Origin of the sequence: Mycolicibacterium helvum, assembly GCF_010731895.1 — a bacterium.
GTDB classification, from domain to species: Bacteria; Actinomycetota; Actinomycetes; order Mycobacteriales; family Mycobacteriaceae; genus Mycobacterium; species Mycobacterium helvum.
On the sequence record NZ_AP022596.1, the window covers coordinates 203,274 to 223,087 of the forward strand.

Annotated in this window: 18 protein-coding genes; 4 read left to right on the top strand and 14 right to left on the bottom strand. The window is 68.1% G+C overall.

Features of this window, described 5'->3' with window-relative positions; genetic code table 11:
• Positions 1 to 73: 73 nt before the first annotated feature.
• The 3 genes from G6N38_RS00985 (at position 74) to G6N38_RS00995 (ending at position 1,789) form a co-directional block, all read left to right on the top strand.
• A complete protein-coding gene (locus tag G6N38_RS00985) occupies positions 74 to 274 on the top strand; it encodes a hypothetical protein (RefSeq protein ID WP_163745845.1) in 201 nt (66 codons plus the stop codon).
• Positions 275 to 343: 69 nt separating this feature from the next.
• Positions 344 to 934, top strand: coding sequence for a YdcF family protein (locus tag G6N38_RS00990; protein WP_163745846.1), 591 nt, complete (start codon positions 344 to 346; stop codon positions 932 to 934).
• An 18-nt stretch (positions 935 to 952) separates the two neighbouring features.
• A complete protein-coding gene (locus G6N38_RS00995; protein ID WP_163745847.1) occupies positions 953 to 1,789 on the top strand; it encodes an NAD-dependent protein deacetylase in 837 nt (278 codons plus the stop codon).
• On the opposite strand, the gene proB is transcribed toward G6N38_RS00995, so the two are convergent.
• The 12 genes from proB to G6N38_RS01055 form a co-directional block, all read right to left on the bottom strand.
• Positions 1,786 to 2,898: a glutamate 5-kinase gene (gene proB, locus G6N38_RS01000; protein ID WP_163745848.1), complete on the bottom strand. Its 1,113-nt coding sequence runs from the start codon at positions 2,896 to 2,898 to the stop codon at positions 1,786 to 1,788. The two genes, G6N38_RS00995 and proB, sit on opposite strands and share 4 nt — an antisense overlap.
• A gap of 61 nt (positions 2,899 to 2,959) precedes the next feature.
• The gene (obgE, locus tag G6N38_RS01005; protein ID WP_163745849.1) at positions 2,960 to 4,408 is read right to left on the bottom strand and encodes a GTPase ObgE; all 1,449 of its coding nucleotides are present in this window, start codon (positions 4,406 to 4,408) and stop codon (positions 2,960 to 2,962) included.
• A gap of 86 nt (positions 4,409 to 4,494) precedes the next feature.
• The gene (gene rpmA, locus G6N38_RS01010; RefSeq protein WP_094481314.1) at positions 4,495 to 4,758 is read right to left on the bottom strand and encodes a 50S ribosomal protein L27; all 264 of its coding nucleotides are present in this window, start codon (positions 4,756 to 4,758) and stop codon (positions 4,495 to 4,497) included.
• An 18-nt stretch (positions 4,759 to 4,776) separates the two neighbouring features.
• Positions 4,777 to 5,088 (bottom strand): 50S ribosomal protein L21, encoded by a 312-nt coding sequence (gene rplU / locus G6N38_RS01015; protein ID WP_108053820.1) that lies wholly within the window; start codon positions 5,086 to 5,088, stop codon positions 4,777 to 4,779.
• Between the two features lie 157 nt (positions 5,089 to 5,245).
• Entirely contained in the window at positions 5,246 to 8,188 is a 2,943-nt protein-coding gene (locus G6N38_RS01020) for a ribonuclease E (RefSeq protein ID WP_163745850.1), read from the bottom strand.
• A gap of 289 nt (positions 8,189 to 8,477) precedes the next feature.
• Entirely contained in the window at positions 8,478 to 8,888 is a 411-nt protein-coding gene (ndk, locus tag G6N38_RS01025; RefSeq protein ID WP_163745851.1) for a nucleoside-diphosphate kinase, read from the bottom strand.
• A gap of 81 nt (positions 8,889 to 8,969) precedes the next feature.
• The gene (locus tag G6N38_RS01030; protein WP_163745852.1) at positions 8,970 to 9,383 is read right to left on the bottom strand and encodes a DUF4233 domain-containing protein; all 414 of its coding nucleotides are present in this window, start codon (positions 9,381 to 9,383) and stop codon (positions 8,970 to 8,972) included.
• Entirely contained in the window at positions 9,380 to 10,819 is a 1,440-nt protein-coding gene (gene folC / locus G6N38_RS01035; protein ID WP_163745853.1) for a bifunctional tetrahydrofolate synthase/dihydrofolate synthase, read from the bottom strand. The genes G6N38_RS01030 and folC overlap by 4 nt, the downstream gene beginning before the upstream one ends.
• The gene (locus G6N38_RS01040; protein ID WP_163745854.1) at positions 10,816 to 13,467 is read right to left on the bottom strand and encodes a valine--tRNA ligase; all 2,652 of its coding nucleotides are present in this window, start codon (positions 13,465 to 13,467) and stop codon (positions 10,816 to 10,818) included. Before G6N38_RS01040 ends, folC begins: the two co-directional genes overlap by 4 nt.
• Before the next feature lie 62 nt (positions 13,468 to 13,529).
• Positions 13,530 to 14,123, bottom strand: coding sequence for a DUF937 domain-containing protein (locus tag G6N38_RS01045; protein WP_163745855.1), 594 nt, complete (start codon positions 14,121 to 14,123; stop codon positions 13,530 to 13,532).
• 46 nt (positions 14,124 to 14,169) lie between these two features.
• Positions 14,170 to 15,429, bottom strand: a complete 1,260-nt coding sequence (locus G6N38_RS01050; protein WP_163745856.1) for a saccharopine dehydrogenase family protein — start codon at positions 15,427 to 15,429, stop codon at positions 14,170 to 14,172.
• A gap of 24 nt (positions 15,430 to 15,453) precedes the next feature.
• Positions 15,454 to 17,472 (bottom strand): S9 family peptidase, encoded by a 2,019-nt coding sequence (locus G6N38_RS01055; protein WP_163745857.1) that lies wholly within the window; start codon positions 17,470 to 17,472, stop codon positions 15,454 to 15,456.
• A 22-nt stretch (positions 17,473 to 17,494) separates the two neighbouring features.
• Between G6N38_RS01055 and G6N38_RS01060 the strand changes: the two genes are divergently transcribed.
• A complete protein-coding gene (locus G6N38_RS01060) occupies positions 17,495 to 18,661 on the top strand; it encodes an FAD-dependent oxidoreductase (RefSeq protein ID WP_163745858.1) in 1,167 nt (388 codons plus the stop codon).
• A gap of 28 nt (positions 18,662 to 18,689) precedes the next feature.
• Here the strand turns inward: G6N38_RS01060 and G6N38_RS01065 are convergent, their stop codons facing one another.
• Together G6N38_RS01065 and G6N38_RS01070 are read right to left on the bottom strand one after the other, a co-directional pair.
• Positions 18,690 to 19,178, bottom strand: coding sequence for a transglycosylase family protein (locus G6N38_RS01065; RefSeq protein ID WP_163745859.1), 489 nt, complete (start codon positions 19,176 to 19,178; stop codon positions 18,690 to 18,692).
• A 181-nt stretch (positions 19,179 to 19,359) separates the two neighbouring features.
• A complete protein-coding gene (locus G6N38_RS01070) occupies positions 19,360 to 19,695 on the bottom strand; it encodes a transglycosylase family protein (protein ID WP_163745860.1) in 336 nt (111 codons plus the stop codon).
• Positions 19,696 to 19,814 lie beyond the last annotated feature (119 nt).

Genomic DNA, 19,814 nt, shown 5'->3' on the forward strand with positions numbered 1-19,814 from the left:
TCCGTCGTCGCGGTCGTAGTTTTCTTTCATGAGGCGCGAGAATCGCCGGCCGACCAGATCAGGGGATCCGATTATGTTGTCAGTACCCGCTTCTGTCCCGCGACCCCCAACAGCGCAGATTGCCCGCGTCGTCGACACCCGGCCGACCGTGTTGATCACCGAGCAGGAAGTGAAGCTGCTGAAGGCGGCCGCCACCGCGGCGACGACGCCGGCCAGGCCAGGCCTGTTCACGAGGTGGATGGCGGCTCATTGGCCGACCCGTGCGGACCACTGAGGCGCAAGTAACGGCAGCGCATACCCGTGCGATTACCTGGGCAGTAATTCCAAACGGGCCGGAGGAAGCGTGCGACGTCGATGGAAGGCCGCCTGCGGCGCCCTGATCCTGGTTGTCGCCGCCGTGTTCGGCGAGTTCGTTCCCGCTGTGGCTCAAGCCGACCCGGCACCGGTACCCGCACCCGCCGCCAAGGACTTCTCCAAGCCGGCGATCGTGGTGCTGGGATATGGCCTGCAGCCGGACGGCTCGATGCGGATGATCCTGCGCCGCCGCGTGCTGACCGGACTGGCCGTCGCCCAGATGTACCCGCAATCCCCGATCATCGTCACCGGCGGCAATCCGCAGAACGGTGTGACGGAAGCCGCGCAGATGCGCCGCATGCTGTTGCTGCTCGGCTTCCCGGACAGCCGGATCATCGTCGAGGACAAGGCCAACAGCACGGTGCAGAACGCCCGGTTCTCGGTGCCACTGGCCAAGCAGGCCGGTACCTCGGGCATCATCCTGGTGACTTCGTCGACGCATCAGGACCGCGCCGACGGCGATTTCGTCGACGCCGGCGCCAACCTGCTGGCCACCGTGAGCTACCCGGACGGGAGCCCGACGCTCAACATCACCCAGTTCGCGCACGACGTACTCAGCCCGCTCACCAACTTCGGCTGAGCACATACCCTGGAGAGCGTGGAAAGCCCCGAACTCGTCGCGCTGTTGACGGGGCGTCGCGTCGCCGTGCTGACCGGGGCCGGGATCTCCACCGACTCGGGCATTCCCGACTATCGCGGCCCGGACTCGCCACCGGCGAACCCGATGACGATCCGCCAGTTCACCTCAAGCCGCGCGTTCCGTCAGCGCTACTGGGCGCGTAACCACCTGGGCTGGCGACATATGGCTCAGACCCTGCCCAATGCTGGGCATCGCGCGCTGGCGCACCTGGAGCGAGCGGGTGTGGTGAACGGCATCATCACCCAGAACGTGGACCTGCTGCACACCAAGGCCGGCAGCCGAAACGTCATCAACCTGCACGGCACCTACGCCCAGGTGGTGTGCCTGGACTGCGGGCACACGATGTCGCGCGCCGCGCTGGCCGACGAACTCGAGCTGGCCAATCCGGGATTCGCCGAGCGCGCCGAACGACTCGGCGGCATCGCCGTCGCTCCCGATGCGGACGCCGTCGTCACCGACACCGAATCGTTTCGATTCATCGACTGTCCGTCGTGCGCCGGCATGCTCAAACCCGATATCGTCTACTTCGGCGAGAACGTGGGCAAAGAGATTGTTGCGCAAGCCTATTCGCTGGTCGAAGAATCAGATGCCCTGCTGGTCGCCGGAAGCTCGCTGACGGTGTTCTCCGGGTACCGGTTCGTCCGGCAGGCCGCCGCGCTGGGCATACCGGTCGCGATCGTGAACCGCGGCGCCACCCGAGGCGACGACCTCGCGACGGTCAAGGTGGACAGCGGTTGTTCGCCGATGCTGGCGCTGCTCGCCGACGAACTGTCTGGGCTGACCTCAGCGAGCTAGACCGCTACCAGATCGTCGGCGTGCACGGCAGGCCGGCGCATGTCGGCCGGCAGGTCCGAGGTCGACCGGCCGATCATCGTCGTCAGTTCGGCCGCGTCGTAGGCCACCACCCCGCGGGCCACCATTTCCCCGTCCAGGTCGCGCAGCTCGACGACGTCACCGCCGAAGAAGCGGCCCGCCACCTCGGTGATGCCCGCCGCCAGCAGTGAGCGCCGCTGCTTGACCACCGCGCGCACCGCGCCGGCATCCAGCGTCAGGGCACCGGCTGATTCCGCGGCATAGCGAACCCAGAACCGCCGTGCCGACATCCGGTCGGGCCGCGGGGCGAATACCGTACCCACCGACGCATCGGTCAGCGCGGCAGCGGCGTCGGCCGCGGCAGCCAGCAACACCGGAACCCCGGCGTCGGCGGCCAGCAGCGCCGAGGACAGCTTGGACCGCATCCCACCGGTGCCCAGCCGGCTGCCCTGACCGGCCACCACGCCGTCGAGGTCGTCCGGCCCGGCCACCTCCGGGATGAACCGCGCTGGATCGCTATCGGACGACTTGCGGGGATCGCCGTCGTAGAGCCCGTCGATGTCCGACAGCAGGATCAGCGCATCCGCACCCACCAGGTGGGCCACCAGCGCCGAGAGCCGGTCGTTGTCGCCGAAGCGAATCTCATTGGTGGCCACGGTGTCGTTCTCGTTGACGATCGCCACCGCGTGCAAGGCCCGCAGCCGGCTGAGCGTGCGCTGGGCGTTGGTGTGCTGCACGCGCATCGAAATGTCGTGTGCGGTCAGCAGCACCTGCCCGACCGTGCGGTCGTAGCGGGCGAAGGCCGCACTCCAGGCATTGACCAGCGCCACCTGCCCGACACTGGCCGCGGCCTGTTTGGTCGCCAGATCGGTCGGGCGCCGATTGAGGCCCAGCGGCTCGATACCGGCCGCGATCGCGCCTGAGGACACGATGACGACATCGGAACCCGCCTGCATCCGCGCCTCGATCGCATCGACGAGCCGGGCCAGCCGGCCGGCGTCGAATAACCCCGACTTCGTGGTCAGTGCGGTGGTGCCGATCTTGACGACGACGCTGCGCGCGGTGCGAATGGCGTCGCGGTACTGGCTCACTGCCCGACCTCGCGGGCTCGGTCGGTGCGTGCCACCTGTTGGTTCGCTCCGCAAGCGTCGCTCACGCGCCGTCCTCGTGCTCGCGACGCTGGCGACGGGCCTCCTTGCGCTCGTCGGCACCGACCCGGTCGGTTTGTTCCAGCCGGACATCCGTGCCACGACCGGTCGGGACGACGTCGACACCGGCCGGGGTCTGCGGCTCCCAGTCGAAGGTCATATCGCCGATGGTGACCGCGCAGCCGGGCTTGGCGCCCAGCCGAAGCAAGTGGTCTTCCACCCCGAGCCGGGCCAGCCGGTCACCGAGATAGCCGACGGCTTCGTCGTTGTCGAAGTTGGTCTGGACGATCCAGCGTTCTGGGCGCACCCCGCGCACGATGAAGCCGCCGGGGTTCGCGCGGTCGGGCTCGACGGTGAAACCAGTGCGGTCGACCGGGACCGGCTTGATCACCGGGCGGCGCGGCACCACCTCAGGCTGTGCAGCCTGGTAGGCGGCCACCATGTCCCACAGCGCAAACGTCAGCTCCCGCAAGCCTTCCCGGGTCACGGTGGACACCTCGAACACCGGCCAGCCACGCGCCTCGACGTCGGCGCGCACGAAATCGGCCAGCTCCCTGGCCTCGGGGACGTCGATCTTGTTGAGCACCACCGCCCGCGGGCGGTCGGCCAGGTCACCGAGTGTCGAATCGCCTTGCAGTGTCGGCCGATACGCGGCCAGCTCGGCCTCCAGCGCATCGATATCGGAGACCGGGTCGCGGCCGGGTTCCAGGGTGGCGCAGTCGACAACGTGGACCAGCAGCGCACACCGCTCGATGTGGCGCAGGAAATCCAGGCCCAGCCCACGGCCCTGCGAGGCGCCCGGGATCAAACCGGGGACGTCAGCGACGGTGAAGGTGTGATCCCCCGCCGACACGACGCCGAGATTGGGCACCAGCGTGGTGAACGGGTAGTCGGCGATCTTGGGCTTGGCCGCCGAGATCGTCGACACCAGTGAGGATTTACCAGCGGACGGAAAGCCGATCAGCCCGACGTCAGCGACGGTCTTGAGCTCCAGGGTGAGCTCGCGCTCCTCGCCCTTCTCGCCGAGCAGCGCGAAACCCGGGGCCTTGCGGGCCCGGGATGCCAGCGCGGCGTTGCCCAGCCCACCGCGGCCGCCCTCAGCGGCCACGAAACGGGTGCCCGCACCGACCAGATCGGCCAGGAGCCGGCCATCGGCGTCGACCACGACGGTACCGTCGGGAACCTTGACCTCGAGATCGGAGCCGTTGGCCCCTTCGCGGTTATTGCCCATCCCCTGCGTGCCGGATGGCGCAGCGACATGCGGATGGAAGTGGAAGTCCAGCAGGGTGTGCACCTGCGGATCAACGATGAGTACGACGCTGCCGCCGCTGCCACCGTTACCGCCGTCGGGCCCGCCGAGTGGCTTGAACTTCTCCCGGTGTACCGAGGCACAGCCATTCCCACCGTTACCAGCACGGGCATGAATGACGACGCGGTCGACGAAACGGGGCATCGGAGAGTCCTTTCAACCGCTAAGTGTGAACGTGATGCGAGATATCGGCCTCAACCTCGCAGTGGTTTCACACTCGCGATGCAGACCTACTCCGGTCGCGCGACGCGAACGATGTTGACCGTCCTGCGTCCGCGCTTCTCGCCGAACTCGACGGCGCCGGGTGCGGTGGCGAACAGGGTGTCATCGCCACCACGACCGACGTTCACGCCGGGGTGGAAGTGCGTGCCGCGCTGGCGGACGAGGATCTCGCCGGCCTTGACGATCTGGCCGCCGAACCGCTTGACGCCGAGACGCTGTGCGTTGGAATCGCGACCGTTGCGTGAGCTGGAAGCGCCCTTCTTATGTGCCATGTCAGTTCGCTCCCTCGACTACTTGATTCCGGTGACCTTGAGCACCGTCAACGGCTGACGGTGGCCCTGCCGCTTGTGGTAGCCGGTCTTGTTCTTGAACTTGTGGATGCGGATCTTGGGGCCCTTGGTGTGCTCGAGCACCTCACCGGTGACGGCAACCTTCTCCAGCGCCTTCGCGTCGGAGGTGACCTTGGCGCCGTCGACCACCAGGGCGACGGGCAGGGATACCGAACCGCCGGCCTCGACCTCGAGCTTCTCGACCTTGACTATGTCTCCAACGGCGACCTTGTACTGCTTGCCGCCGGTCTTGACGATTGCGTACGTCGCCATCGTTTCCTCTGCCTTGCTCTGCGGGCGCGCGCTAACCGAGGCTGCGTGCGCGGGTCTTGGGGGTGCGGGATCTTGAGCCCGCTGCCACCGGCGTCGGACGCCTGGCGACAACTGTTCAAGGTTACGTGACCAGCACCGGGAGGGTCAAACCGCCACTCTAGGAAGCTGGCGGTCCAGCCGGACGTGCTGCCGCCCGGCGCCGCTGCCGGCCGGCCGACACCACCGGTGCCTGGGTCACGACGGGCTGGTCGACGTCATATTCGTCCTCATCCTCGTCGTCATCCTCGTCGTCATCGTCATCGTCGACGACGTCCAAGTTGTCCTCGTCGAGGTCCTCGTCGTCTTCGTCCAGGTCGACGTCGATATCGTCGTCGTCGTCCTCGTCGTCCTCGTCCAGGTCGTCGTCGGCTTCGTCAAGGTCTTCGGTGGACTCGTCCTCGTCCTCGTCCTCGTCGGAGTCGACTTCGTCCTCGGTATCCAGGGCGGACTCGGCGTCGGCGACCCGCTCGACGGTATCGACGTCTTCTTCGGAGATCGTCTCCCGCTCGAGCTCGTCGGCCAGCTCTTCCTCGGCCTCGTCGTCCTCGTGCTTGCCGTTGGCAGCAGCCATCGCCTTGAACATCGGGTGCTCACTGGAGTGCTGGGGCACCTTCGCCACGGCCGCGACCTCTTCGGGGCGGCCCCGCTTGCCCCGCTTGCCCCGCCGCCCACCGCTGGTGCTGGCAGCGCCCGACTCAGACTTACGTCCGGCGGCCTGCGCGGTGTCGACCGGATCGGCGTGCAACACGATGCCCCGACCGCTGCAGTGTGTGCAGGTGGTCGAGAACGCCTCCACCAGCCCGGTGCCCAGTCGCTTACGGGTCAGCTGGACCAGTCCGAGCGAGGTCACCTCCGACACCTGATGACGGGTGCGGTCGCGGCCCAGCGCCTCGGTCAGCCGCCGCAGCACCAGGTCGCGGTTGGACTCCAGCACCATGTCGATGAAATCGATCACCACGATGCCGCCGATATCGCGCAGTCGCAGCTGACGCACGATCTCCTCGGCGGCCTCGAGGTTGTTCTTGGTGACGGTCTGCTCGAGGTTGCCGCCGGCACCGGTGAACTTTCCGGTGTTGACGTCGACGACCGTCATGGCCTCGGTACGGTCGATCACCAGGGTGCCACCCGAGGGCAGCCACACTTTGCGATCCAGCGCCTTGGCCAGCTGCTCGTCGATGCGATGTACCGCGAACACGTCCGGCCCACCAGGGCCGCCCGGCGAGTCGTACTTCGTCAGCTTCGAAATAAGGTCGGGCGCAACGGAATTGACGTAGTCATGGATCGTCTCCCAGGCGCTGTCGCCGGAGACGATCAGGCCGGAGAAGTCTTCGTTGAACAGGTCGCGGATCACTTTGACCAGCACGTCGGGCTCTTCGTAGAGCGCGACAGCGGCGCCGGCGGCCTTGGCTTTGGTCGTAGCGGCCTGCTCGGCGATCGTGGTCCAGCGTTCCTGCAGCCGGGTGACGTCGCCGCGGATGTCTTCTTCCTTCACGCCTTCCGAGGCGGTCCGGATGATCACACCGGCATCGTCGGGCACCACGTCGCGCAGGATCTCCTTGAGCCGCTGACGCTCGGTGTCAGGCAGCTTGCGGCTGATGCCGGTCGACGACGCACCCGGCACGTAGACCAGGTAGCGCCCGGCCAGCGACACCTGGGTGGTCAGTCGCGCACCCTTGTGGCCGACGGGGTCCTTGCTGACCTGAACGAGGACGTAATCACCAGGCTTGAGGGCCTGCTCGATCTTGCGCTGCGCACCACCTAGGCCGGCGGCTTCCCAGTTCACCTCACCGGCGTAGAGCACACCGTTGCGACCACGGCCGATATCGACGAACGCGGCCTCCATCGACGGCAGCACGTTCTGCACGATGCCGAGGTAGATGTTGCCGACCAGCGACGCCGACGCGGCCGATGTCACGAAGTGCTCGACGACGACCCCGTCTTCCATGACGGCGATCTGGGTGTACCGGGCACCCTCGTGCGGGGGTTCGGTGCGGATCTTGTCGCGCACCACCATGACACGTTCGACGGCTTCGCGGCGGGCCAGGAATTCGGCCTCGGACAGGATCGGCGGGCGCCGGCGGCCGGCGTCACGGCCGTCGCGGCGGCGCTGACGCTTGGCCTCCAGCCGGGTGGAGCCGCTGATGCCCTGGATGGCGTCGGGGTCGCGGTCCTTTTCTTTGCGCGGAGCGCGCTCGTGGACCACGGTGTTCGGCGGGTCATCCGACGACCCGCCCTCGGCGTCATCGCCACCGTTGGACTTGCGACGCCGCCGCCTGCGGCGCCGCCGGGTCGCGGCCTCACCGCTGCCCGACTCGTCGTCACCCTCGTCGTCGCCCTCGGACTCCTCGCCGGCCTCGGCGTTCTCGTCGGCGCCTTCGGGCCGCTCGGAATCGTCGCGGTCCTCGCCGTCCGGACCGCCCTGCTCACCACGGCCACGGCCACGGCCACGGCGGCCACGGCGGCGGCGCCGGTTGGCCGGGCGCTCGGACTGGTCGCCGTCGGTTTCGGCGGCGGACTCGTCGTCCTCGTCGTCGTCATCCTCGTCGTCGTCCTCGTCATCACGGGCGACGGGGCGTTCGGCCTCGACCGGCTGGGGGGCGACGAATAACGGCATGTATGCCGCCTGCTCGACCGGGGCGGTCTCCAGGATCAGCCGCGACTCGGGCTCCTCGAAAGCTGCGGCAGCCTCGGGGGCCTCGGAGGCCTCGGCAATCCCGGCGGCTTCTACAGCCTCGGTGTCGACCTCGAGCACCTCGTTGACCTCAAGTGCCAGGGCCTCCTGCGCCGCGGGCTCCGCGGCGCTGCCCTCGTCGCCGGCCGCCAGCACATCGCGGACCCGCACCGCATCGGTGCGATCCACGCTGGAGTGCGGACTCCGCGTGCGGCCGTCGAGCTCGCGCAAGGCGTCGAGCACGCGTCGGCTGGTGGTGCCAAGCACCCGTGCCAGCGAATGCACCCTCAGGCGCTCAGGCAGGTCGTGACCCGCGGCGACTGCCGGGGGTCCCCACTCCGTCTGGGGTTCGTTTTCGGGTAGTTCCTGAAAGAGGTCATCGTCGGCCACGTATTCTCCTCAAGCCCCCGGGCGCGTCACATCGACGCGGCCACGCGAGGGCTTCCGCTATTTGCCCGGGTTGATTCGCCCGGACTTGTTTATGGTCTCGCTCCGAACTGTTCATGGGGAACGCGCCCGGTGCCTGGCTGAATGACGGCTGTGACGGTCGGCGCCTCACCAATGGTGCAGTGGTCGCGCACGTCGTAAGTCTTCATCCGGATGCGCCTTGTGGGCACATCCGGCATCAGTATCCCACACCACACACCCTGTTCGGACGACAGTGGCGCGGGAAAGCCGCTCAGATGCCGGGAAACCAGAGGCCGATCTCGCGCTCGGCGGACTCTGGAGAGTCCGAGCCGTGCACGAGATTGAACTGCGTTTCCAGGCCGAAATCACCGCGGATCGTGCCCGGTGTGGCCTTCTCCACCGGGTCGGTTCCACCGGCGAGCTGGCGAAACGCCGCGATCGCACGGGGGCCTTCCAAGATCGCCGCCACCACCGGGGCTGAGGTGATGAATTCCAGCAGCGAGTCGAAGAACGGCTTGCCGTCGTGCTCGGCGTAGTGCGCACGGGCCAGCTCGTCACTGACCTGCTTGAGCTCCAGGGCAGCGATCGTCAGGCCTTTGCGTTCGATTCGGCTGATGATCTCGCCGACCACCCGTCGCTCGACGCCGTCGGGCTTGATCAAAACCAGGGTCCGCTCAGTCACGGGCGCCGCTCCTCCTCATCGCTTCGCTCTGCATCGTCACCGGCGCAGTCACGGCGCACAGCGTACCCGTCAGCCAAGTGGCTACTGCTGGCCGGGCAGTAGGCCGCGGCGCTGCCTGCGCAGGACCTCGACGCGGAGGTAGGCGATGATCCCCCAGACGATCGCGAATACGAGCCCGACCATCCCGACGGCGGGGTACACGACGAACCCGGCGACCAGGATCAGCTGGACACCCAGATTCAGCCAGACCGCCCACGACCGCCCCTGCACGCCGGCCAGCAGCACCAGGAACACCGCAAAGCCGACGAGATAGGCCGTCGACCAGGCGGTGAGCCCACCGCCGACCATGTTGACGACGGGCAGCGCCAACAGGACCACGATCGCTTCGAGGATGAGCGTGCCGGCCATGACGCCGCGGAAGGACTTCCAGGGATCCGGCGGTGGAGCCGCCGGGCCGGCGGCATCGGGCTTGGGCACCTCGGGCGTGTCGGTCATTGCGGGTCCTTCCCGAACAGGGTGCGTGCCGCGCCCGCGGTCACCACGGATCCGGTGATGACGATTCCGGCCCCGGAGAATCCGTCGGATTCTCCCTGCGAGTCCTCGACCAATGCAGTGGCGACCTCGATCGCGTCGGGCAGCGTCTCGGCGCGCACCACCCGGTCCGGCCCGAAGATCTCCTCCGCCCGCATCGCCAGAGCATCGACCTCGAGTGCGCGGGGTGAGCCGTTGTGTGTGACGACGACCTGGTCGAACGCCGGCTCCAACGCGGTGAGGATGCCGGTGACGTCCTTGTCCCCCATCACCGACAGCACTCCGACGAGGAATCGGAAGTCGAACTCAGTGCCGAGTGCGTCGGCGAGAGCGGCCGCGCCGGCAGGGTTGTGCGCGGCATCGATGAACACCGTCGGCGCGCTGCGCATCCGCTCGAGCCGGCCGGGGCTGGCCGCCGCGGCGAATCCGGCTCGTACCGTGTCGATATCCAGCTGCCGGTCGGAGCCGGCGCCGAAAAACGCTTCGACCGCGGCCAGCGCCACGACGGCGTTGTGGGCCTGATGCTCACCGTGCAGCGGCAGGAAGATGTCGGGGTACACCCCGCCGAGACCTTGCAACTGCAACACCTGCCCACCGACGGCAACCTGGCGATCCAGCACGGCGAACTCGGAATCCTCGCGGGCCACCGCAGCGTCGGACGCAACCGCCTGGGCCAGAAGCACTTCCATCGCTTCGGGCGCCTGGCGACCGATGATCGCGACGGTGTCGATCGGGACCAGATCGCCGCGCGGCGCACCGATGATGCCGGCTTTCTCGGCGGCGATCTCGGCAACGGTGTCGCCAAGGTACTCGGTGTGATCGATGCCGATCGGGGTGATCACCGCCACCGGCGCGTCAACGACGTTGGTGGCATCCCAGCGCCCACCCATCCCGACCTCGATGACAGCGACGTCGATGGGTGCGTCGGCGAAGGCGGCGAACGCCATGGCGGTGAGCACTTCGAACTTGCTCATACGCGGGCCACCGCTGGCTTCTGATTGAGCGTCGACCATCTGAACGAACGGTTCGATCTCGCGGTAGACCTCGACGTAGCGCGCCGGGCTGATCGGCTCGTTGTCGATGGCGATGCGCTCGACGGCGGACTGTAGGTGCGGGCTGGTGGTGCGCCCGGTCCGGCGGCTGAACGCCGTGAGCAGCGCATCGACGATGCGAGCCACCGACGTCTTGCCGTTGGTCCCGGCGATGTGGATGCACGGATAGCTCAGCTGTGGTGAGCCGAGCACCTCCATCAGCGCCTCGATGCGGGTGGTGCTGGGCTCCAGCTTGGTTTCCGGCCAGCGCTGATCGAGCAGATGCTCCACCTGCAACAGCGCGGCGATCTCGTCAGGCGTCGGCGGCTGGGTCTCAGATCGCCCGTCCAGCGGCTCCGGCAGGGTCATGCCAGCGCAGCCAGCCGTGCGGTGATCCGCTCGACTTCCTCGCTGGCCAGCTGCTGACGGGACCGGATCTTGGCGACGATATCGTCGGGCGCCTTGGCCAGGAATGCCTCGTTGCCGAGTTTGGCTGCGGTGCCTGCCAATTCCTTCCGCGCAGCGGCCAGATCCTTCTCCAGGCGGCGGCGTTCGGCGGCCACGTCGACGGTGCCCGAGGTATCGACCTCGACGTTGACGGTGCCACCCGAGAGCCGCACCTCGATGTGGGCGCTTGCCGTGAAGTCCGCACCCGATTTGGTCAGCCAGGCCAGGGCGGTGACCGGGGCGACCTGACCGTCCAGCCCGGCGGCATCGATCCCCGAGAGCCGGGCCGGCACCTTCTGCCGGTCGGCCAGACCCTGGTCGCTGCGGAACCGCCGGATCTCGGTCACCAGCTTCTGCATATCAGCGATCCGCCCCGCCGCAACCGGATCCAGTGCGATCCCGGAGGCCGTCGGCCACTGCGCGATCACCAGTGATTCGCCACCGGTCAGCGCTTTCCACAGCACCTCGGTAACGAAGGGCATCACCGGGTGCAGCAGCTTGAGCAGGGTATCCAGCACTGCGGCGAGCACTGCGGTGGTGCGCGAAAGCCCCTCGGCCAGTTGCACTTTGGCCAACTCCAGGTACCAGTCGCAGAACTCATCCCAGGCGAAGTGGTAGAGCGATTCGCACGCCCGACTGAACTCGTAGCCATCGAGCGTCGAATCCACTTCGACCCGAACCTCTTCCAGCCGGCCCAGGATCCAGCGGTCGGCGTCGGTCAGGTCGGCGGCATCCGGCAGCGGTGCCAGCGCGGCGCCGTTCATCAGCGCGAACCGGGTCGCGTTGAACAGCTTGGTGGCGAAATTGCGGGAGGCCCGGGCCGCGTCTTCGCCGATGGACAGATCACCGCCGGGGCTGGCGCCGCGAGCCAGCGTGAACCGCAAGGCGTCTGCGCCGAACAGTTGCACCCAGTCCAGCGGATCGATCCCGTTGCCCCGGGACTTGCTCATCTTGCGGCCGTGCTCGTCGCGGATCAGCCCGTGCAGGAAGACGTTTTCGAACGGCACCTGGGGTCCACGCGCGCCGTCGAGGGTGATGGTCTCGTCGCCCGACACGAACGTGCCGAACATCACCATGCGGGCCACCCAGAAAAACAGGATGTCGTATCCGGTCACCAAAACGCTTGTCGGATAGAACTTCTCCAGTTCTGGCGTCCGCTCAGGCCAGCCCATGGTGGAGAACGGCCACAGCGCCGAGGAGAACCAGGTGTCCAGCACATCGGGGTCCTGCTCCCAGCCCTCCGGCGGGGTGTCGTCGGGCCCGACACACACCTTCTGACCGTCGGGACCGTGCCAGATCGGAATGCGATGCCCCCACCACAGCTGACGAGAGATGCACCAATCGTGCATATCGTCGACCCAGCCGAACCAGCGCGGCTCCAGGCTCTTCGGGTGGATCACAATGTCGCCGTCCCGCACCGCGTCGCCCGCCGCCTTGGCCATCGATTCGACCTTCACCCACCACTGCAGGCTCAGCCGCGGCTCGATCGGCTCACCGCTGCGTTCGGAGTGCCCGACGCTATGCAGGTATGGCCGCTTCTCGGCGACGATCCGCCCCTCGGCGGCCAGCGCCTCGCGGACTTTGACCCGAGCCTCGAAGCGGTCCATACCGTCGAATTGCGTTCCAGTGTCGGCGATCCGGCCTTTGGTGTCCATGATCGAGGGCATCGGCAGGTTGTGCCGCATCCCGATCTCGAAGTCGTTGGGGTCGTGAGCGGGAGTGACTTTGACTGCGCCGGTGCCGAACTCGGGGTCGACGTGCGCGTCAGCAACGATCGGGATCTGCCGGTCTTGAAATGGGTGGGGTACGGTGCGTCCAATCAGGTCCCGGTAGCGCTCGTCGTCGGGATGCACCGCGATCGCAGTATCACCGAGCATGGTCTCGATCCGGGTGGTGGCCACGACAAGGTGCGGTTGGGAGTCGTCCATCGACCCATACCGGAACGACACCAGCTCGCCCTCGATGTCCTCGTATTTGACCTCGAGGTCGCTGATCGCCGTCTCCAGGACGGGCGACCAGTTCACCAGCCGCTCGGCTTGATAAATCAGCCCAGCGTCGTAAAGGCGTTTGAAGATCGTGCGCACCGCCCGCGACAGTCCGTCGTCCATGGTGAACCGGTCCCGGCTCCAGTCCACCCCGTCGCCGAGCCGGCGCATCTGGCCGCCGATGGTGCCACCGGATTGACGCTTCCAGTCCCAGACCTTGTCGACGAACAGCTCGCGGCCGAAGTCCTCTTTGGTCTTCCCGTCCGCGGCGAGCTGCTTCTCGACCACGCTCTGGGTGGCGATACCGGCGTGGTCCATCCCCGGCAGCCACAGCACCTCGTAACCCTGCATGCGCTTGCGACGGGTCAGCGCGTCCATCAAGGTGTGGTCCAGCGCGTGACCCATGTGCAGGCTGCCGGTGACGTTCGGGGGTGGCAGCACGATCGAGTACGCGGGCTTGCCGCTCGTGGCGTCGGCCTGGAAATAGCCGGCATCGACCCAGCCCTGATAGATCTGCGTCTCTACCGCCCCGGGTTCCCAAGACTTGGGCAGGGCGTCGGCGCGAGAGTCGTCAGTGGTGGTCACCCGACAAGTCTAAGAACGCGGGAGACCGACCCGGCGGGCGACCTGTGCCGCCGTGACCTGTGCTACTTCTTCCCGCCCAGCAGCCCGCCCAGGATGTCGCCGATCGCGCCGCCCTGTTTGCCCCCGAGCACATTGCCCAGAATGCTGCCGAGCGGGTTGTTCGCGCCGCCGGATCCGCCGCTCGCCCCGCCCAGGATGCTGCCCAGCACGTCGCTGAGCCCACCGCCGGACGTCCCGCCCGCAGCCGTACCGCCGGCCGACTGCTTGCCCAGGTAGGCCAGCACGATGGGAATCAAGATCGGCAGCAGCTTCTTGATCAGGTCACCGCCGCCGGCACCCGACCCGGACAGCGCCGAGGCCACCTGGCTGGTGTCATTGCCGCCAAAGATCCGCGCGACGAGCTGTTCGCCCGCACCCGTGTCCACCTGGTCGACGTTCACGCCGCCGTCGAGCAGACCACTGCCACCCTCGGTGGCGATAGCCGATTCGAGCTTGCTGGAGTCGACGTCGTCCGAGGCGACGTTGTGCTGGATGCTGCCGACGAGCGTGGGCACCAGGGTCTGGATCGCCTGGTTGACTTCCTCCTCAGGGGCACCAAGCCTGCTGGCGATATCCGCCACGGGAATTTGACTGAAGAGATCGTCGAAACCGGCCATGGTGTCCACCTTCATTGCTGGATTGTGCGGCGCTAGAAGCCGAACACTAGTCCTTGAGGCGAACCGTCACCAGGGAAATCTCCGCTGCCGGAAACCGGTCGAGCAGAGCGTCACCCATGGCGGCGGCGGGCGTGAGCACACCGCGCAGATCAGAGAGCTTGTCACGGTCGAGTGCCAGCGCCAGCCCGCATTCGCCGAGCATCACCGAGGTTGCCTTGTAGCCCGGATCGCCCTGCTGGGAAATGGTGGCCCGGTAGCGCGCACCGGTCGTGGTGGTCGTGTAGGTCTCGGCGCGGTAGTAGCCGCGGTCGCGGGTCTGCTCACTGGGGCCGGTGCCGGGTTTGGGCGCGACGCGCTCCACCAGCCGGCGCGGCAGGAAGCGGAAGAACCGGCTGCCCAGCGCGACGACACCATTGTTCGCCGCACTCGCCAGCGCCGATGCCACCGGTGCCGCGACTGAGGAGCCGACACTCATATTCTCCGCGTAGCGGAACCGGCGGCCGTACGCGTAATCCAGAAGTGCGTTGCTGCGCCGCACGATTCGGGTGTTGTACATCGCCATCACGAAGCCCGTGGTCCACACCCCGGCCAGCTCGGGCGCAATATTGCCGCCGCGGCGCCACGGCAGGTCGGGCTGGGGGCCGAGTTCGGGCTCGACAGCTCGGTCGTCGGTCAGCGTGTAGGGGTCCTCGAGCATGCGCCGGGTGTTCGGGTCGTTGGAGGAGGCGCGGAAGACCTCGATCATCGAGGCGACCGTGCCGCCCGACACCCCGCCGGAGAAGCCGCGCAGCACGAAATCGGTGTCCCCCAGGTCGCCGGTGCCGTCGCGCTGGGCCTGCCGGTAGAGCGCGAACACGCTCATATCCGAAGGGATGGAATCGAATCCGCACGCGTGCACGATCCGCGCCCCGGTGTCGACGGCCTGCTTGTGATAGTCGTCAATGCTCTGCCGCACGAACATCGCCTCGCCGGTGAGGTCGGCGTAGTCGGTGCCCGCCGCCGCGCAGGCGGCCACCAGCGGCAGGCCGTAGCGGGTATAGGGCCCGACGGTGGTGATGACGACACGGGTGCGCGCAGCCATATCGTTGAGCGATGACGGGGAGCCGGCGTCGGCAGTCAGGATGGGCCAGGATTGCGCTGATTCGCCGAGGGTCTGCCGAACCGCCAGCAGCTTGTCCGGCGACCGGCCGGCCAGCGCGACCCGGACATCCCCGCCGGCGCGGGCCAGGTACTCGGCGGTGAGCTTGCCGACGAATCCCGTGGCCCCATAGAGGACGATGTCGAATTCCCGCTGCGGTGCCGTCATATGCGCCAACATACCGGGGGTGATTCACCCCAGGGTTTCGGGCAACTGCGCCTGCTCCCCCAGCACGTGCTCAGCCAGGAACGCCGTGACCACCTGGTACCAGATCTTCGCGTGCTGCGGGGACAGCACCCAGTGATTCTCGGACGGAAAATACAGGAACCGGTGCGACGTGGTGCCGTCGGCGGCGGCGGGCAACCCGGATTCGGTCAGCAACTGGTACCAGAGTCGCAGCGCCTCGCCGATCGGCACTCGATAGTCCTTGTCGCCGTGGATCACCAGCATCGGGGTGCTGATGCGCTCGACGAAACGGTGTGGCGAATTGGCTTGTGCCATAGCCGGTGTCATCTCACGAGCCCAGTAGTAGGCACCGTCGGTGGTCGGGCCAAACTGGTCGAGTGCCCACAGGCTGGCATGCGTGACGATTGCGGCGAAGCGGTCGGTATGGCCGGCCACCCAGTTGGCCATGTAGCCGCCGAATGAGCCGCCCATCGCCGCGGTTCGCTCGGCGTCGATGCGGGGGTCGGCCACCGCAGCGTCGACGGCCGCGATCAGGTCCTGATACGGGGGTCCGCCCCAGGCACCCCAACCACGTTGGATGAATTGCTGCCCGTAGCCGGTGGACAGCGCCGGATCGGGCAGCAGCACCGCATACCCACGCGCAGCCATCAGCCAGGGATTCCACCGCCAGGACCATGCGTTCCAGCTGCCTAGCGGTCCACCGTGAATCCACAGCAGTAGTGGCACTGGTTCTTTCGCTCGGTTGCTTCCCGGGTCGCTCCGCTCCTGCCCGCCGGCCGGCAGCACCAGCCAGGATCGCACCGGCGTGCCGTCGCCGGCGGTGGCGACGATCTCGGTGAGTTCGCCAGGCAGCGCAGGCAGTTCCACGCACGGCAACGCGGTGAGCGAACCGGACGGGTCGATGCGCACGGGGTGCGGCGGCGCCGCGTACGAGGACCGCAGCGCATAGATGACGCCGCCGGGCGCGGCGGCCACGTCGGTGTAGCTGAAGTCGTCGGTGGTGAGCTGCCGGACGTCGCCGTCGAGGCTGATCTCGAAGATCGGGCAGCGGCCGTTGTCGTCGGCGGTGACCAGCAGCGCCGCACCGTCTCGAGTCCACGTCACCGATGCCGGCCAGCGGTCCCATCCGGTCGCCAGCTGCGTCCACTCCCCCGAGTGCAACCTCAAGTGGCACAACGTGATTTGGGGCGCCTGCTGAGGTGTGGACACGGTTTCGCGGGTGAACGCCACACTGGCGCCGTCCGGTGAGATGGCCGGGTGTTCCAGGTCGGCGGCGAGGTCCTCGGCGATCACCGAACGCTCACCGGTCTGCAGGTCGATCCGCATCAGCACCGACCGCAGCGCCGCGCGCGGGGCGGGAACCCGCCAGGTGGCAATGGCATAGGTACCGTCCGGGCTCACCGCGAAGTCGGCGTCGCCGAGTGCGGCCCCCGGCTGGCGGGTGAGGTCGGTCAGGCCGCCGTCGGCAGCGACCCCGAACAGGTGGGTCTGGCCAGGGCCGAGGTCCTTGTCCCAGTGCCGCACCGGATATCCGGTGTGCAGGATCGCGCTGATCTTGTTGTCAGTACGCAGTTTTCGCAGCCGACGCTCGTCATCGACGGTGCCGGCCGAGGGTAACAGCGGCGCGCCGATCACGATGGTGGCCGCGGTGCGCGCGGCCCGCACGGCGGTGATGCCGGCGGGCAGCTCGGCCAGCCGGGCGGCCTCCCCGCCCGCGGCCGGCAGTCTCCACAGCGCGGCAGGCGGTTTGTCGTCGTCCTCGCCCGCCCGCACCGAGGTGAACAGCAGATCCCCGTCTGCGGTGAACGTCGGCGCGGCTTCGCCCTTGGCCCCACGGGTCAGCCTGCGGGCCGGCGCCGCCCCGGCCGGATCCAGCTCCCACACCGCGGTGATGTATTCGGTCTTGGTGGCGTTGAGTTCGGCGATGGTGGTGACGACTCGCGATCCGTCCGCCGACACCGCCAGTCCGGAGACTCGCGGCAGGGCGAGGTAGTCGTCGAGGTCGTCGAATGGGCCCGTGGTCATCAGCACACGTTACGTTTTACCCATGGCCGAGATCGCTGTCGTCGGAGCGGGGATCGCCGGACTCGCCGCCGCTGCGGCGCTGCACCTGCGCGGCCATTCCGTCACAGTGATCGAAGAGCGGACCGACACCACCTCCGGCGCCGGCATCAGCATCTGGCCCAACGCGCTGGCTGCTCTCGACCAACTCGGCCTCGGCGACCAGGTGCGGGCGGCCGGCGGCCGGATCACCGCGGGTGCGATGCGTTGGAAGGATGGCGCCTGGCTGCGCCGCCCGTCCGGCGAGCGGATCGTCACCGCACTGGGCGAGCCCTTGGTCGTCTTGCAGCGGGTCACATTGCGGGACATCCTGGCCGGCGCACTGGCACCCGGCGCGATCGTCGATGGGGTCGCGGTGCGCGAGCTGAACACCGCCTCCGCCGGGGTTCGGCTACATCTGACGGATTGCTCGACGCGCAACGTCGACGCGGTGGTGGGCGCCGACGGCACCGGATCGGTGGTGGCCCGCCACCTCAATGGCCCGCTGCCCCACCGCTACGCCGGCTACACCGCGTGGCGCGGGGTCTCGTCGCTGGCCATTGATGCCGATCTGGCCGGCGAGACCATGGCGGCCGGGGCGGAGGTCGGCCACGTCCCGATGGGGCCGGACCGGACGTATTGGTTCGCCACCGAGCGCGCGCCCGAGGGTGCTGCCTCACCGCAGGGCGAGCTGGCCTATCTGCGCACCAAGCTGGCGTCGTGGGCCGCGCCCATTCCGGCGATGCTGGCGGCCACCGATCCCGCCGAGGTGCTGCGCAACGATCTCTACGACCGCAAGACCGCCCGACGCTGGGCGGCCGGACCGGTAGTGCTGGTGGGCGACGCCGCCCACCCAATGCGCCCGCACCTGGGCCAGGGCGGCTGTCAGGCGCTCGAGGATGCCGCCGTGCTGGGCGCGTTCGTCGACCTGTCCCCCGACCTGCCCAGCGCATTCGCCGCCTTCGCAGCGTTCCGCCGGCGGCGGGTCCGCGCCATCATCGCCGAATCGCGGCTGATCGGCCGGATGGTGAACCTGCGGCCACCAGCGCTGAGCGCGCTGGCCAGCAGGGCCACTGTGGTGCTGCCAGAGTCCGTGGTGACCCGCCACCTTGCATCGATCGCGGCCGGCTCGGCGTTTCGGCTGCCCACACGCAACGACGCCCAGTCGGCTTGAGCCGGCTGGGCGTCGTCAGCGAAGTTATTTAGTGCAGACCGAGGGCGTTGGCGATGGCGCGGCCCGGATCGTGGAAGGCCTGGCACATCTTGTTGAAGTCGATCGACTTGAACGGGCCGCTCAGGACGTTCGAGCAGGCGCCCTGGGCTGGCGCAGCGCCGCCGGACACCGGGGTAGCGAACGCCGGGGTACCGGCGGCCTGGCCGCAGGACGGCCACGCGCCCATGCCCTGCTTGCGGGCGACGTTCTCGGCGACCCGGATCTGCTCCTCGCGGGATGCGTGGGCCGCGCTGCCGACGCCGCCGTTGGCGGCCCAGGTCGCGTCGCTGAACTGCAAACCGCCGGAGAAGCCGTTGCCGGTGTTGGCGGCCCAGTTGCCGCCGGACTCGCACTGTGCGACCGCGTCCCAGTTCACGCCGCTGTCGGCGCTGGCATTTCCGATGCTCAGAACGAATCCGGCCAGTGCCAGCGCTCCGGAGATGACTGCCAGGGTGACGATCCTGCGCAAAGTGCTCATTGGTATTTCCCTTCCCGACAAAGGGGGCACTGGTGTGCCGCTGTGAGGTGAATCGCAGCTTGTGATGCAGCCGTTACAGGCGTGTCGGTTGTTTTTTCTGAGATTTTTGATAAGGGAGTTCTCTTAGAGACACGAGTGGCGCCGAGTCCGTAGACCCGGCGCCACTCGTGAAAGCGCTAGCTCAGCCGCGACGGCCGCAGACCGGCCAGGCGCCCCGCCCCTGGCTGCGCAGGACGTTCTCCGCCACGCGGATCTGTTCATCGCGCGACGCCATGTGTGGGGAACCGCTGCCGCCATTGGAACGCCAGGTGCCCATGGTGAACTGCAGGCCGCCGAAGTAGCCGTTGCCGGTGTTGATTGCCCAGTTGCCGCCTGACTCGCACTGTGCGACCGCGTCCCAGTTCATGCCGTCAGCCGAGGCAGTACCGGTGCCGAGGACCATCGGAGCCACCACGGTGGCGCCGCCGATCGCGGCCATCCCGAGGGAGCGTGCGAGTGTCTTGCGGACGTTCTTCAACAGTTTTCCTTTCGCCGTGCATGCACCGAATGCCATCCCCTCGCCCTCGGACGGGGGTGCAGCCCGTAGCGGGACTGCTGGAGTTCGGGTCGCGCCGTCTCGGTCGGGCACGACAGCGC